This is a genomic window from Myceligenerans indicum (assembly GCF_016742955.1).
Classification (GTDB): domain Bacteria; phylum Actinomycetota; class Actinomycetes; order Actinomycetales; family Cellulomonadaceae; genus Myceligenerans; species Myceligenerans indicum.
This window is the reverse complement of sequence record NZ_JABBYC010000028.1, coordinates 44,093-59,973: the sequence shown is the minus strand read 5'-3', so window position 1 is coordinate 59,973 and position 15,881 is coordinate 44,093. Positions and strand designations below refer to the sequence as shown.

General features: G+C 76.0%; 6 protein-coding genes. All 6 read left to right on the top strand.

The annotated features are described in order from the left end of the window. Nucleotides 1-17: 17 nt before the first annotated feature. The 6 genes from HGK34_RS14435 to HGK34_RS14410 are packed head-to-tail and all read left to right on the top strand — an operon-like array spanning nt 18 to nt 15,881. On the top strand, nt 18-2,732 hold the full coding sequence (locus tag HGK34_RS14435; RefSeq protein ID WP_201848576.1) for a KR domain-containing protein: 2,715 nt from the start codon (nt 18-20) through the stop codon (nt 2,730-2,732). Then, nucleotides 2,729-9,982, top strand: a complete 7,254-nt coding sequence (locus HGK34_RS14430) for a beta-ketoacyl synthase N-terminal-like domain-containing protein (protein WP_201848573.1) — start codon at nt 2,729-2,731, stop codon at nt 9,980-9,982. Before HGK34_RS14435 ends, HGK34_RS14430 begins: the two co-directional genes overlap by 4 nt. Next, nucleotides 9,979-11,577: a PfaD family polyunsaturated fatty acid/polyketide biosynthesis protein gene (locus HGK34_RS14425; protein WP_201848571.1), complete on the top strand. Its 1,599-nt coding sequence runs from the start codon at nt 9,979-9,981 to the stop codon at nt 11,575-11,577. The genes HGK34_RS14430 and HGK34_RS14425 overlap by 4 nt, the downstream gene beginning before the upstream one ends. Continuing rightward, complete coding sequence (locus tag HGK34_RS14420) at nt 11,574-13,205, top strand: acyl-CoA dehydrogenase family protein (RefSeq protein WP_201848569.1); 1,632 nt, start codon at nt 11,574-11,576, stop codon at nt 13,203-13,205. The genes HGK34_RS14425 and HGK34_RS14420 overlap by 4 nt, the downstream gene beginning before the upstream one ends. Continuing rightward, nucleotides 13,195-15,150: an acyl-CoA dehydrogenase family protein gene (locus HGK34_RS14415; protein WP_201848567.1), complete on the top strand. Its 1,956-nt coding sequence runs from the start codon at nt 13,195-13,197 to the stop codon at nt 15,148-15,150. The genes HGK34_RS14420 and HGK34_RS14415 overlap by 11 nt, the downstream gene beginning before the upstream one ends. Beyond that, complete coding sequence (locus tag HGK34_RS14410; RefSeq protein ID WP_201848565.1) at nt 15,141-15,881, top strand: 4'-phosphopantetheinyl transferase family protein; 741 nt, start codon at nt 15,141-15,143, stop codon at nt 15,879-15,881. The genes HGK34_RS14415 and HGK34_RS14410 overlap by 10 nt, the downstream gene beginning before the upstream one ends.

The following is a 15,881-nucleotide window of genomic DNA, read 5'->3' as shown; positions in this document are numbered from 1 at the left end:
AGATGTAGCTCCGTCTCGTGGGCTCGGAGATGTGTATAAGAGACAGCCCCGTGGCCCCGGCGCCCGCCGCACCGGCTGCCGCGCCTGCTGCCGCCGCACCCGCGCCCGCTCCCGCCGCACCCGCTCCCGCCGCACCCGCGGCGGACGAACCGCCGCAGGACGTGGAGGCGCTCGTCTTCGCGGTCGTGGCCGACAAGACCGGCTACGGGGCCGACATCCTGGAGCTGGACATGGGCATCGAGGCGGACCTCGGGATCGACTCGATCAAGCGCGTCGAGATCCTCGGCACCCTCGGTGAGAAGTTCCCCGGCCAGGCACCGTTCTCCCCCGAGGAGGTCGCCGAGCTGCGCACGCTCGGGCACCTGGTCGAGGCGCTGCAGCAGCGGTCCAGCGGGCGCGAGTCCTCGCCCTCGCCGAGCGCCGCCAAGACGTCCGCCGACGACGAGGAGTCTGCGATACGCGTCGGCCGGGCACCGGTCCGGCGGGTCCGCATCGCACCCGCCGACATCCCCCTCGAACGGGAGATCCGGCGCGTCACGGTCGCCGGGACCCCCGGCCCCCTGACCGAGGCGGTCGCCGCCGCGCTCACGGCGGCGGGTCACGACGTCGTCGCCGACGACCAGGCCGACGACGCCGACCTGATCCTCGTCCTGGAACCCGCCGACAACGCCGCGGAGGCCCTCGCCGCAGCGCTGGTTCGCATCGGCCGGACCGTCCGGACCGCCGGGGACGACCCCGAGCACACCCCCCGCATCCTGGCCGTCGGCGCCGTCGACACCCGGGAGCCCTTCGCGGCAGGTGGCCTCGCACCGGCCGGCCTGACCGGCATCGTGCGCACGCTGCGCATCGAGCACCCCGCCGTGCGGGCGCGCGCCGTGCTGGTCGACGCCGAGCAGGGTCCGGCGCAGGCCGAGCGGGTCGTCGCGGAGTTCGACGACCCGGCCGACGGACTCGACACGGTCGTGCTCGACGACGACGGCCGGCTCGTTCCCCGCGCCGCGCCCGAGAACACGGTCGGAACCAGCGGCGACCGCGCCACCTGGGACCAGCTCACCGACACGGACACCGTGCTCGTCAGCGGCGGGGCACGCGGCATCACCGCCCGCTGCGTCCAGGCGCTCGCCGAGCGCAACCCCGCGCCCGAGTACGTCCTGCTGGGCCGCAGCGAACTCGTGGACGAGCCCGAGTGGGCGCGCGAGGCGGAGGACGAGCCGGCACTGCGCGGCGCGGCCACCGCTCACCTGCGTGCCCAGGGCGCCACGCCGAAGCCGCAGGAGGTGGCCAGGCTCGCGCGGCAGGTGCTCGCCGCGCGGGAGATCCGGGAGGGAGTCGCGGCCGTCGGCCGTCTCGGGGCTCGCGCGCGCTACGTCGCCGTGGACCTCACCGATGCCGACGCCACGCGGACCGCCCTCGAACCATGGGCCGCGACCACCGCCGCCATCGTGCACGGGGCCGGCGCGCTCGCGGACAAGCTCGTCGTCGACAAGACCGTCGAGCAGGCCCGAGGCGTCATCGCGACCAAGCTCGCCGGCCTGGAGCACCTGCTGGCGGCGCTGCCCGACCCCGCCCGGTTGCGCCACCTCGTGCTCTTCGCGTCCGTGGCAGGGCTGTTCGGCAACCGGGGCCAGTCGGACTACGCGGCCGCCAACACCGTCCTCGACCGGTGGGCCGAGGCCTTCGCCGACGCCGTGCCCGGGGCGCAGGCCGTCGCCATCGACTGGGGCGCCTGGGACGGGGGAATGGTCTCCGACGGGCTGCGCGAGATGTTCGCCGCGCGCGGCTACCCCCTCGTCGGGCAGGACCAGGGCGCCGCCCTGTTCCGGGAGCAGTTCGACGCGCGGCGCGCCGGACAGCAGCAGGTCCTGCTCGGGCCGCTGCAGCCGCTCAGCGAGGCCGGGCACGGCCCCCGCGCCTTCGCGGCCTCGGCTCCGGTCGCGACGCTGATGGACTCCGAGATGGTGGCCGAGCACAGGATCGGCGGACGCCGCACGCTGCCCACCGCCGTCGCCGCCGGGCTGCTGCTCGGCGCCGTCGAGCGGCACACCGGCTCCGACGCCTGCGAACTGCTCGACCTGCGCGTGGCCGCGGGCATCTCCGAGGACGACCGTGACCTGGGCTGGACCGTCGCGCTCGACCCGGAGCCGACCGGTGACCTGCGCGTCCGGGTCGCGAGCCTGGGCGACGGACCGGGCGGCGCCCCGCGCCCGCGCTTCCTCGCGACCGTCCGGCCCGGAGCACCCGTGCCGGTGTCCGCCCCGCTGCCCGAGGCGTTCGGCGCGGACGCGAAGCCGCTCGACGGTCCGGGGCCGCTGTTCCATGGCGCCACGCTGAACGGGATCGAGGGCATCCACCTCGGGGACGGCGAGATCGTCGTCACGGGCCACCGCCCGAGCCTGCCCGGACCGCGGGCCGCGACGACGGCAGCGCTCGACCCGGTGGCGCTCGACGTGGTGCTGCAGGCGGCGCTGGTGGCGGCGGCCGTCGGCGACGGCGAGATGACGCTGCCGTCCGCGGCCGACGCGGTGCGCTGCTTCGGGCAGGTCGCCGAGGGCGCCGAGGTGGCGGTACGCGTCGACCGGCTGGTGGCGGCCGACGGCGGACTGCGGGTACGCGCCGTGGGCGCGACCCGTGAGGCGGGCGGCCCCTGGCGGGTCTTCGCCGAGATCGACGGACTACGGCTCACGGCCCGGCCCGACAGCGGCGGGGCGAACCCGGGGAAGGCGGACGGATGAACACGCGTATCGCCATCGTTGCGATGGACTGCCTGCTGCCCGGCGCCGACGGGGTGGACGAGTACTGGGACCTCCTCCTCGGCGGAAGCGACGCCCGCAGCGCCGACGACGAGCGCCTCGCACACGGTCGCGCGGACGCCGCGCACCCGATCAGCTCGAGCCGCGGCGGGTTCCTCACCGCCGCCGCGCGAGCCCAGGCCCGCTCCGCGGCGGGCCTGGACGAGGACGCGGACGACGCCTGCTGCTGGTCGACGCTCGTCACCCGGCGGGCGCTCGCCGGCGTCACGGGGTCCGGGACCGATCCGGACCGCACGGGGCTCTTCCTCGGCTGCTACACGTTCCCGACCGAACGTTCCGCCGCCGTATCGCTCGGGCTCGTGGCCGAAGAGGTGCGTGCCGGTGCCGTGGCGTCCGGGACCGGGCTCCCGGCCGGGAGGCCGGGGGCCGGCCCCGGCCGCGTGGACGCCGGCCAGGTCGACGTCGCCGGCGTGGTGGCGGACACCGTCGGCGACGCCCTCGGGCTCGGCGGCCCCCGCCTCGTGCTCGACGCCGCCTGCGCCTCGGGCCTGTACGCGCTGCGTCTGGCGTGCGACGCGCTCGCCGACGGGCGCGCCGACACGATGGTGGCGGGTGCGGTGTGCGCCCCGGAACTGTCGCTGATGCACCTGTCGTTCTCCGACCTCGGGGCCTACGGGACGGGGCGGTCCGCGCCGTTCCGCGAGGGCACCACCGGGATCACCACCGGTGAGGGCGCCGCCGTCGTGGTGCTGCGCAGGCTGGAGGACGCCCGGCGCGACGGCGACGAGATCCTCGCCGTCGTCGACGCGGTCTCGCTCAGCAACGACGGGGCCGGGCATCATCCGTTGTCGCCCGCGGCCGAGGGGCAGCGGGAGTGCTACGAGCTCGCCTACGGCGGCCAGGCCCTGGACGCCGCGCAGATCGACTACGTGGAGTGTCACGCGACCGGGACGCCCCTGGGAGATCGCGCGGAGCTCGCCTCGCTCGGCGGGTACTTCGGCGACCGCATGCCGTTGCTCGGCTCGGTGAAGGGCAACATCGGGCACCTGCTCACCGCGGCCGGCGTCACGAGCCTGATCAAGGTGGTGCTCGCGCTGCGGGAGGGCACCATCCCGCCGACCGTCGGCGCCGAACCGGACGCACCGTGGCTGCACGGCCGGGTGGTGCGCGAGCGGACCCCCTGGCCGCAGAGCGACTCCGGCCGGCGCGGGGCCGTCTCGGCCTTCGGCTTCGGCGGCGCCAACGCGCACGTGGTCGTCTCGGCCGACACGGCCACGGAGCCGCGCGCCGAGGTGGCCCCGACGTCCGGCGACGTGTCCGGGCCCGTGCCCGCCCACGTCGCCGGGGTGGGGGCCTACCTGGCCGGCGGGGCCGGCGTGCCCGAGCTGCGAGCCGCCGAGTGGAGCGGCACGCGCCCGGTCCGGCCGGGCTCCGGAGCCTTCCGGCTCGGCGGCGTGCCGGCCGACGGTGCCGAGCTCGGCCCCGTCCCGGTCGACCCGATCCCGGACCGCATCCCGCCCCGGGACGCGACGAACATGAACCCGCTGCCGCAGGCGCTCTGGCACGCGGTCCGGGAGGCGATGGCCGACGCGGCGCTGCCCGAGCGCCCGCGCCGGCGCATCGCCGTCGTCGTCGCCCTCGACCTCGACCCGCGCGCCCACGAGCACCTCGCGCGGCTGCGGGTCGACGAGCTCGTCCCCGAGATCCTCGGCGAGCTGACCGAGGCGGAGGCCGACCGGATCTGCGGCGTCCTGCGGGACGCGCTGCACACGCCGTTGCAGGCGAACGAGGTGCTGAGCTTCATCGGGAGCATCGCCGCCGCACGCATCAGCTCCCTCGCCGACCTCACCGGTCCGTCCTTCACGCTGTCCGCCGGGCCGCTCGGTGCGGTCCGCGCGGTCGAGACGGCCCAGCTGCTGCTCGGCGACCCCACCATCGACGCGGTGGTCGTGGCGGCCGTGGGCCGTGCGGCCACGGTGGAGCGGTCGCTGCTCCCGGACGCGTCGGACGCACCGCTGGACGGTGCGGCGGCGTTCGTGCTCACCCGCGGCGACGGCGAGCGCGGCACCTATGCGGTGATCGAGTCGGCGGGGACGCCCGGGCTCGAGCCGGACCTGCCCGCGCCCGACTGCGTCGACCTGCACGCGCCCACGCCGGCCGGCCGCCAGGACCTGCTGCGGCAGATGTCCCGGAGCACGGACGACGGGACGCACGCGCCGGTGGTCTGCGCGACGCGGGAGGACTGGGGCGATGCCGGGAACGCCGCCGGTGCGCTGATGCTGTTGCGCATGGTGCTGGCCCTGCACCACCGGGTGCTGCCCGCATCCCCGGTCTTCCGGACGCTGCCGGCGTCGACGGGCTCCGCGGCCGCGGCCGGCTCGCCCTGGCTGCCCCACGGGGAGACTCCCCGCCGTGGCGCCCTGGAGATCATGGGGCATCGTGGCACGCGAGGCAGCCTGCGGCTCGCCGAGCCGGAGACGCGCCGCCCCGTCGACGCCGCCGCGGCGTGGGCGGCGGCGGACGGGCCACGGCTGGTCCGGGTCGACGCCCCCGACCGTGACGCCCTCGTCGCGCGGCTCGGGAAGATCGCCGACCACGGGGTGAGTGACGGCGTCGAGCAGGCGCCGGGTCCCGAGCGGGTCGTCCTGGTCGCACGGGACGCGGCCGGACTGGCTCGTGAGGCACGGCGCGCGGCCGACGGCGTCCGGTCGGGCGCGGGGGAGCGCTGGGTGTCACCGGCCGGCTCGCGCTACGCGCGCCGGGAGGTGACGGAGCGGCCCCGGGTGGCGTTCGCCTACCCGGGAGCGTTCACCGCGTACCCCGGTTTCGGCAGCGAGCTCCTGCGGGCGGTCCCGACGGCGCTGGACCTGCTCGAGCGTGAGCTCGGCAGCGGCGCGGAACACCTCGACCTCCTGCGGCTCTACCCGGGTCCGGACGTCGCCTCGGGGCCGGCCGAGCTCCTGGGCTACGAGCAGGAGCTCGTCGGCGACGTCCCGTTCATGCTCGGGGTGGGCACCACGTTCGCCCTCGTCTACACGGACCTGTACCGCGAGCTGCTCGGCATCGAGCCCACCGCGACCATCGGCTACTCGCTGGGGACGTCGTCCATGCTCTTCGCCACGGGGATGTGGGACCGCGCCGGGCGGAGCCTCGACCGGATCGCCACCTCACCGGTGTTCCAGGACGAGCTCGCCGGGCGGCTGGACACCGTGCGACGGCTCTTCGGGATCGACGAGACGGCCGCACGTGAGGAGGTCTGGCGTGCCGTGGTCGTCCTCGCGCCGGCCGACGACGTCGCGGAGGCGGTCGAGTCCTACGACCGCGTCTTCGTCACCCACCGCAACACCCCGGCCGAGTGCGTCGTGGCCGGGGCGCCCGGCGAGGTGGCCCAGCTGCTGGAGCGCACCGGCTTCCGCTGGGCGCCGTCCCCGGTGGTCTCCCCGCTGCACGCCCCGCCCGCGGAGCACTGGTCCGAGGAGCTCGAGGCGCTGCACCACTTCCCGGTCGGTCCGGGGGCGTCGGCCGCCGCGCTCGACTCGGTCAGCGCCGTGCCGGTCCCCCACGGGGCCGGGTCCGAGGTCCTGGCCGGGCAGATCGCCCGCTCGGTCATCGAGCCCGTCGACTTCCCCCGGCTCGTGCGCGCGGCGAGCGACCACGCGGACCTGCTCGTCGAGGCGGGCCCGGGAGGCACCTGCGCGCGCTGGGCCGCGGACAGCACCACCGACCTCGTCACGGCGGCCCCTGACCGTCGTGGCGCACCACTGACGAAGACCTGGGCGGCGTTCCTCGCCTTCCTCGTCACGGAGGGTATCGACGTGGACCTCAGCCCGTACGCCCCGAGCACGCCGGCACGCCGCGGCGACGTCTCGGTCGGCACCGTGGAACCGATCCGTGACGCCGTGGCGCGCGAGCTGGCCAGGCATCAGGGCGACCCGCCCGCACTGCCGGACGGCGCGGCCGAGGCCGAGGCCGCGGACGCCGTCCCGGCCGCGGGCACGGCGCCGGGCACGACCTCCGGCATGGCGGCAGGTACGACGCCGGAAGCGGCGGCCGGCGCGCCGGCGGACACGATGCCGCACACGATGCCGCACTCGGTGGCAGGCACGACGGCAGGCACGACGGCAGGCACGGTGGCGGCCGTTCCCGCGGGCCGGGAGGAGGCGCCGATCTGGGACTCCCGTTCGGTCGCGCTGCACGGCTGGTGGGACGCGGACCAGGACGCCGGCGCCGGCCACGTGGCCGCGCCGGAGCACCGGGCCGGGGATTCCACGAGCCCCGCAGAGCCCGCCGCCGCGGCGCCCGTACCCGCCGCGGCACCCGTACCCGCGGCGGCGCCCGTACCCGCGGCGGCGGCCCCGGCACCGGAGCCGCTGACGCCGGTGGCCCCGGCCCCGGTGCCCGCGGCGGCCGGGCCCGCCGGGAGCACGAACGGGCGTTCGGCCGCGACCGCCGTGGCCGAGCACACCGCCCCGGCCACGACGTCTGCCGGACACGACCCTGCCGGTGAGCTGGTCGCGCCCGCACGGCAGTCCGCCGTCGCGACGGACGAGCCGGTGCTGCGTTCCGGATCGCTCCACGAGATCGTCGCCTGGGCGCGGGAGCGTCTCGCCGCCCAGATGCTCGACGCGCAGCACGTCGCCCTGCACGCCCAGCACCGGCACCTCGCGGATGCCGCGCGGTGCCTCACCGGGCAGGCGGCGGACGAGGCCGGGCACCCGGCCGCAGCTCCGCACCCGGGCGCGGAGCACACCACCGCGGTGCCCGCGCCCGGAGCGGCGTCGTCCCCGGCGTCCCACGACGTGCCCCGCCGCGAGGACGTCGTGCTCGACACCCGCGACCTGCTCGAGTTCGCGACGGGGTCGGTGGCCCGGGCCTTCGGGCCGCAGTACGCGGCCCTCGACGAGCTACCGGTCCGGGTCCGACTTCCCGGGCCTCCATACCACTTCGTCACCCGGGTCACGGAGATCGAGGGGGAGCGCGGCAGGTTCGAGCGCTCCTCGATCACCACGGAGTACGACGTCCCCGAGGACGCCTGGTTCTCCGTGGACGGCGGCGTGCCGCCGGCGGTGACGATCGAGGCCGGGCAGGCGGATCTCCTGCTGGTCGCGTGGCTGGGGATCGACTTCGAGAACCAGGGGGAGCGTGCCTACCGGCTGCTCGACAGCACGCTGGTGTTCCACGGCGACCTGCCGAGCGTGGGCCAGACGCTGCGCTACGAGATCGTCATCGACCGGTTCGTCCGCAACGGGCCCACGACACTGTTCTACTTCCGCTACCAGTGCTTCGCCGACGACGAGCTGATCCTCGAGCTCACCCACGCGACGGCGGGATTCTTCTCGGAGGCCGAGCTGTCCTCGCCCCTGGGCATCCTGACGGGCCGGCCGCCGCAGCAGGCTCCCGCCACCGGGCCGGACCGGCCCTGGGTCAAGCCCGTCGCCCTCACGGAGCACCACGAGCTCGGCGAGAAGGACCTCGCGCTGCTCGCCGAGGGCCGCGTCGCCGACGTGTTCGGGCCGGAGCACGGTCAGCCCGAGGGCGTCAACACGGCGCTGCGCCTGCCCGACGAGCGGCTGCGGATGATCCACGGCGTGCGGATCGAGCCGGGCGGCGGCAGCCGCAGGCTCGGGCGCGTGACCGCCTCCACGCGCCTCCAGCCGGATGCCTGGTACTTCACGTGCCACTTCCCGGACGACCCGGTGCTGGCCGGGTCGCTGGTGGCCGAGGGCGCGGTCCAGGTCCTGCAGGTGCTCCTGCTGCACCACGGCTTCCACCTCGTCCTGCCGGACGCCAGGTTCCAGACCGTCCGCGGCCTGGAGACCGAGGTGAACGTGCGGGGCCAGATCGTGCCGGGCGACGCCGAGCTGCAGTACGAGCTCGACATCCACGAGTTCACGCTCCTGCCCCGGCCCACCGTGGTCGCCGACGTGCTGGTCCGCCGGGACGGTCACCCGGTGGTGCGGATGCGCAACTTCGGTGTGCAGATCCGCGAGAAGGCGGGGACGCCGTCCCGTCCCGGACCGGGCGGGCGTTCCCCGTTCCTGGGCCGCGTCAGCTCGCGCGGCGTGCCGACCGTGGTCAACGAGCTCCAGCTGGAGCACGCCGCCATGGGAGACCTGGGCGAGGCCATGGGCCCCGAGTTCGACGTCTATGCCGGACGCCGTGCCCCTCACATCCCGAACCGCGACTTCAAGTTCGTGGACCGCGTGGAGTCGGTCACCGGCGAGCGCGGCAAGCTCGTGCCGGGCATCGAGATGGTCACCGAGTACGACGCCCACGCGGACAGCTGGTACTACCGGGAGAACCCCGCCGGCGTCATGCCGCACGCGGTCCTGCTGGAGTCGTCGCTGCAGTCGGCCATCCTCCTGGGCTACTACCAGGGGGCCACGCTCGGCCAGCCGGACGTGGAGTTCGCGATCCGCAACCTCGACGGCACGGCCGAGATCGTCGGGCCGCAGCCCGAGCCCGGGGCGGTGATCCGACAGACGAGCAAGCTGCTGTTCAGCTCGGCCGTCGAGGGGAACGTGCTGCAGAAGTTCGCCTACGAGCTCGACGCCGGTCACGGAGTGTTCTACCGCGGCGAGTCGGTGTTCGGGTACTTCTCGAAGGCGGCCCTCGAGTCGCAGGTCGGTCTCGACGGCGGCGAGCACATCCCTCCGGCGTCGATCGGCCCGGACACCCCGGAGGCGGATCTGGTGCTCGACGAGCAGGGGATCGACGAGCGGTTCCGCGCCCGCGGGGACCGGCTCGCGCTTCCCGGTGGCCGGCTGGCCCTGCTGCACGAGCTCCGAGTCTTCCGTGCCGGTGGTGCCAAGGGCCTGGGGAGCGTGTGGGCGCGCCGCGTCGTGTCCGAGGACGACTGGTACTTCACCCGGCACTTCCACCGGGACCCCGTCCAGCCGGGCTCGCTCGGCATCGAGGCCATGCTGCAGGCGTTGCAGGCACTCGCCGTCGAGCTGGGACTCGCCGACGGGATCGCAGACCCGCGCCCCGAACCCGCCGCCGCCGTCCCGACCACCTGGACCTATCGCGGCCAGGTGCTGCGCTCCGACCCGGAGTGCTCGGTCGAGATGGAGATCGTCCGCGTCGAGCGCGACGCCACCGGGGTGACGGTCGTGGCCGACGGGTCGCTGTGGAAGCAGGAGCTGCGCATCTACGCCGTCGAGGGACTCGCGCTACGGATCGGCGCCGGCGCGCCGGCACAGGACCGACCAGGACAGGAGGACGTGCGATGAACGGCACGAGAGCGCTCGGATGGCAGGGGGCCTCGACGCCCCTGCGCGGCGCGGGCGAATGGGCGCGCGCGGTGCACGACGTCGACCGGCCCGTGTACGTCGTGCGGACGGCGGACGGTCCGGCGGTCGCGGGCGACGGCACCGTGTCGGCGGACCCGCGGTTCCCGCTGCTGGCCGCAGCGGGCCCCGTCGACCCGGCGGGCCTGGGGTCGGCGGCGTTCCGGGACGACCACGGCCTGCGGGCCACCTACATGGCCGGCGCCATGGCGGGCGGTATCGCCTCCGCGGAGCTGGTCATCTCCCTGGCCCGCGCCGGCTACCTCGCCTCGTACGGCGCCGCGGGACAGCTCCCCGACCAGATCGAGCGGTCGGTCGAGCAGATCCAGGCGGCGGTCGCCGGCGCGACGTTCGCCGTGAACCTCATCCACAGCCCGAGCGAGGCGGCGCTCGAGGAACAGCTGGTCGAGGTGCTCCTGCGCCGCCAGGTGCACCTGGTCGAGGCGTCCGCCTTCCTGGAGCTGACCGCACCGCTCGTGAGGTACCGGCTCACCGGGGCGCGGGAGGACGGCTGGGGCGGCGTGCACCTGCCGAACCGGGTCATCGCCAAGGTGTCCCGTCCGGAGATCGCCGAGCTGTTCCTCGGACCCCCTCCGCCCCGCCTGGTCGAGGAACTGCTCGGCCGCGGGGCGATCACCCCGGCCGAGGCGGAGCTCGCCCCGCGGGTGCGGATGGCGGACGACCTCACGGCCGAGGCGGACTCGGGCGGTCACACCGACCGGCGTCCGCTGCACCCGCTGCTGTCGACGCTGATCGGGATCCGTGACCGTCTGACCGGCCCCGGTGACCGGCCGCGCGTGGGCGCGGCCGGAGGGCTCGGCACGCCCAGCGCGGTCGCGGCCGCCTACGCGGCGGGCGCCGACTACGTCGTGACGGGGTCCGTGAACCAGTCCTGCCGCGAGTCGGGCACCAGCGACCGGGCGCGTGAGCTCCTCGCGGGGGCCGGCCTCACGGACTTCGCGATGGCGCCCGCCGCGGACATGTTCGAGCTCGGCGTCGAACTCCAGGTGCTGCGCAAGGGCACGATGTTCCCGATGCGCGCCGGCCGGCTCGGCGCGATCTACCAGGGCAACGACGGGCTCGAGGACTTGCCCGCGAAGGACCGGGAGTGGCTGGAGAAGTCCGTGCTGCGGGCCCCGGTCGAGGAGGTGTGGAGCCGGTGCGAGGAGTACTTCACGCGGCGTGACCCCGAGCAGCTCGCCCGCGCACAGGGCAGCCCCAAGCGCCGCATGGCGCTCGTGTTCCGCTGGTACCTCGGGCTCTCCTCCCGCTGGGCCGTGACCGGACAGGAGGACCGCGTCGCCGACTACCAGATCTGGTCGGGCCCCGCGCTCGGGGCGTTCAACGCCTGGGTCGCCGACACGCCCCTGGCGCAGGCCTCGCACCGGTCCGCGCCGGTCGTGGCGGACCTCCTCATGCGCGGCGCCGCCGTCGCGACACGCCAGGCCGCACTGCGTGCCCAGGGCGCGGCGCCCGTGCCGGTGGACCCCGGAGTGCTGCTCGCGGCCCGTCCCGACCCGGTGGGGGCCGCGCGGTGAGCGCGGGGACGGACCAGACCTGGCTCGGTGACCCCTTCGACGACGCGAACCCCGCCGGGTTCGCCCATGCCGCCCGACGGCGTCATGACGGCGAGCCACCGAAGGAACTGGTCGACGAGGCGCGCCGGCGCGGTTTCGCCCTCGCCTACACCCCGGCGGGCTGGGGAGGGGCGCTGCGTGACCCGGTGACCGCCGGCCGACAGGTGCGCGAGGTCGTCACCCGGGACGCGGACGCGATGACGGCCCTGCTCATGCATCTCACACCGGTGCTGCTCGGTGGCCTGCTCGGCACGCCGGAACGACGCGAGCGGCTGGTACGGCGCGTCGGTGCGGGGGAGGACCTCGCCTACGCGCTGTCCGAGCGGGAGCACGGGGCGGACCTGCTGTCGATGAGCACCACGGCCCAGCACCTGGGCGACCGCGTGGTGCTCTCGGGCCGCAAGTGGCTCGTCGGGCTCGCCCCGTCGGCCTCCGCCTTCGTCGTCGTGGCACGCAGCGAAGGGCGAGGACCGGCAGCCTTCTCGGCCTACGTGGTCCCGGCCGACGCGCCGGGGGTCCGCGTCAGCGCCCCGCGCCCGACCGACGGATTCAGCGGCACCCGGTTCGCCGACGTCGAGTTCGACCAGGTCTCGCTCCCCGCCTCGGCGCTCCTGGGTCCGCGTGGCGGCGCGCTCGAAGCGGTGCTGCGCTCCCAGACCGTCGTGCGGGCACTGAGCCTGCCCGGTGCGCTGGGATGCGCCGACGCCGACAGGATGCTCCTCGCGCGGTTCGCGGCGCAGCGTCGTGGCGGTGCCCAGCTGGGCCAGGACCCGCTCTTCCGCGCCGACGCGGGGCGCGTCGCCGGCGCCATGCTGCTGGCCGAGGCCGCCGCGGAGGCGGCGCTGGACGCACTCGCCGCCGCACCGGAGTCCGCCGCGCTCGTCTCCGCCCTCTCGAAGCACGCGGTGGTCGAGAGCGTGGCCGCCGCGCACGCCGTCGTCGGACGGCTCCTCGCATCACGCGGGGTCCTCGCCGACGGCGTGTGGGGGATGCACGCGAAGGTCGCCGCGGACGCGCGAGTCGTCGGGACCATCGACGGCAGCGAGGTGGCCACGCTCCGCGCGGTCGCCGCGTTCCTGCCCCGCTGCCTGTCCGACGACGCCGGACGCCACGCCGCGAACCCCGGCACGGGCACCGCGGCGGCCGAGCTCGACCCGGCGGCGATCGGCGTCGCGCCGCCCACCCGCGACCCGGCGCTGGACCGCCTCGCGGCACTGGACCCGTCCTCGGCCCTGTCCCGGAACGCGCACGTGACGGCGCTCCGCTCCGCGATCGAGACCCACCGGCAGGCAGCGGCGGGGATCGGCAGGACACCGCGCCCGATGCGCCAGGCCGCGCTGGTGGAGCACGCCCGCCGGCACGCCTGGCTGTCGAGCGCGGCCGGCGCGGTCGTCGCGGCGTCGTCCGGACCGACGGGCCCGCTCGCGGACGCCGTGGGCGACGGCTGGCTCGACGCCGCGCTCGACCACGCGCTGGGTCAGGCCGAGGCGCCCCGGCCCGGCCACCTCACCGACCGCGTGGCCTGGGGCGCGGCCCTCCTGGACGCGACCACGGCCCAGCTCGACGATTGGACGACGGATGCCCGTTGACGACATGCGGGAGCTCGCCGCCCGGACCTGGCACGACGGCCGGGAGCGACGGCTCGCGCTCGGTCGCGCCTTCGAGGCGCGCCTCGGGGACCCGTGGCTGCCCGGACCGTTCGGGTTCCCGGCAGCCCTCGCGCGCGACGAGGACGAGCAGGAGCCCGGCGAGGCGTATCGCGAGCTGCTGGACACCGGGTTCGTGGACTGGACCGTGCCGCTGGCCAGCGGCGGCCAGGCGGTGGACGTCGACGAGACGTTCCTGCTGGCGCGCCTGCTGGCGCGACGCGACCAGACGCTGTCGGTGACGGCGCTCGCGACCACGGTCGGCTACATGCCCGTCTGGGCCGGAGGCACTCCCGAGCAGCGCAAGCAGTACGGTGCGTGCCTGCTCTCCGGCGACCGTTTCGGGTTCGCTCTGTCGGAACGCGGTCACGGCAGCGACATCCTGGCGAACGAGACACGGGCCGAGCGCGACACGGACGGGTCCTGGACGGTGCACGGGTCCAAGCAGGGCATCGGGAACGCCGCGCTGGCGCGCTGGTTCACCGTGGTGGCACGCACGGCGTCGCGCCCCGGGCCCGCGAGCCTGTCGGTGATCGTCGTGGACCGGGACGACCCCGCCAACCAGGACACCGCCAACCAGGACACCGCCAACCAGGACCCCGCCGGCCGGGACGACCGCGCGGGGCGCACCGGCGTGCGGGACGACCGCACCTGGCGGCTGCACGGGCTGCGCGGCTTCGCCCTCGGCGACCTCACCTTCGACGCCGCGTCCGCCTCCGGCGACGCCGTCGTCGGCGGCGCGGGCCGCGGGCTCGAGACCATCCTGCGCGCCGCGCAGGTCGCCCGCTCGCTCATCACGGCGCTGCCGCTGGGCGGCGCCGACACCTCCCTGCGCACCGCGATGGACTTCGTGTCCTGGCGCACCCTGTTCGGGGTCCCGCTGCGGGAGGCGCCCTACACCCGGGCGCAGCTCGCCGGGTGCTTCGCCCGGCTCCTGTTCTGCGAGAGCGCGAACACCGCGGCGATCCGCGGACTCCAGGCGTTCCCGGAGCAGGCGGCGGTGCTGAGCAGCGCCGTCAAGTACACCGTGCCCCGCCGGCTCACCTGGGTGTTCGACGTGCTGACCGACGTGCTGGGCGCACGGCACTTCGACCGGGAGCACCCCCGGGTGGCCTCGCACGCCAAGGCGATCCGCGACAGCCGGGTGGCGCACTTCGCCGACGGAAACGCCGACGTCTGCCTCAAGGTGATCGCCGCGGCGCTCGCGGGCGTGCTGCCCGCCGACCGGGCGCTCCTCGGCGAGCCCGACGGCGTGGCCGGTGCGGACGGCGGGGCTGGTGCGGACGGCGTGGCCGGTGCTGACGGCGTGGCCGGTGCGGCCGACCCGGAGGACCTGGCCGGCGCGGAGGCCTTCGTCGAGGCGGCCGCGCTGCGCGACCCGCTGCCCCCCTTCGAGCCGGGACGCCAGGCGGTCGCCCCGCGGCGTGCGGGTGTCGCCGCATCGGTGCTTCCGCTGGCGGCGCTGCGCCTCGACGAGACCCGCAGGTCGGGCGGGCGGCTCGGCGACCTGGCCGGGCGCGTGCTCACCGACCTCGACCACGTGTGGGAGCGGGGCCGCCGGGCCCGGCGGCGCGCGGCGGAGCTGCGCGGGGCCCCGGGCTCCGGCGCGGCCCAGCTGCGGCTCGCCGAGACGGCCTGCGCGACCGTCGTGGCGGGATGCGCGGCGGCGGCGTGGGCGGCGGCGCCGGACTCCCTGGGGGACCGGTACGCCACTCTCGCGGTGTTCGCGCTGGGTGTCGCGCTGGAGGCAGGTACCGCGGACACCCTCGACGACGAGGTCCACGAGACGGTCTTCGGGGTGCTCGACGAGTTCCACCGCGACGGGCGGCTGTTCTCCACCCAGCCGGTCGAGCTCGCCGCCGAGCGGGAGGCGCCGCCATGGACCTGACCCGTACCCACGTGCTGGTCGCGGACGGCCCGGCCATGCGCCGGCTCGCGGCGGAGCCCCCGCGCTCGCCGGACGACCGGGCGCGGCTGCACGGCATGCGCTCGGCAGCCGCCCGCCTGCGGTTCTGCGCGGGCAGGGCCCTGGTGACACGCCTGCTCGGGCTCGCGGGCGCGCCGACCGCCACCCGGATCGTCCCGGACGAGCGGGGCCGCCCTCGTCTCGACCCGCCCGTGGGGCTGGCGGTGAGCATCTCGCACACCCGGACCTGGGCCGCCGCGGCCGTCGTGGCGGGAGACCGGTGCGGTGTCGACGTCGAGGAGCGGCTGGACCCCGAGAGGTTCACGCAGGCCGCGCTCCGGTCCTTCCTCCCGGAGGGCTGGGCGGGCAGGCTCGCCGGCCGGCCCGATCCCGCCGAAGAGCTCACGCGGAGCTGGGTTCTCCTCGAGGCCGCGCTGAAATGGCGCGGCACCGGGTTCTCCGCGCCCCTGGACGAACTGCGCTTCCGCCGCACCGGCGACGGCGCGCACGTGGCCGAACGACTCGGAGGGCGCGCGACACGGGTCGAGGCACGGTCCCTCGCGGGTGGGGCGATGCTCGCGGTGAGCACCGCGCCCCATGCCGCTCGCCCCCGGGTCACCTTCGTCGACGGCCCGGCCGGGCCCGCCGCCGACGGCACGTCCCCTGCCCACCAGACGCCCCGTGTACCCCTCACCTCCACGACGAAAGGCTGA

Bases quoted from the DNA above. Each gene is read 5' to 3' on its own strand.
- HGK34_RS14415 (WP_201848567.1), top strand. From the start codon at position 13,195: ATGCCCGTTGACGACATGCGGGAGCTCGCCGCCCGGACCTGGCACGAC.
- HGK34_RS14425 (WP_201848571.1), top strand. From the start codon at position 9,979: ATGAACGGCACGAGAGCGCTCGGATGGCAGGGGGCCTCGACGCCCCTG.
- HGK34_RS14430 (WP_201848573.1), top strand. From the start codon at position 2,729: ATGAACACGCGTATCGCCATCGTTGCGATGGACTGCCTGCTGCCCGGC.
- HGK34_RS14410 (WP_201848565.1), top strand. From the start codon at position 15,141: ATGGACCTGACCCGTACCCACGTGCTGGTCGCGGACGGCCCGGCCATG.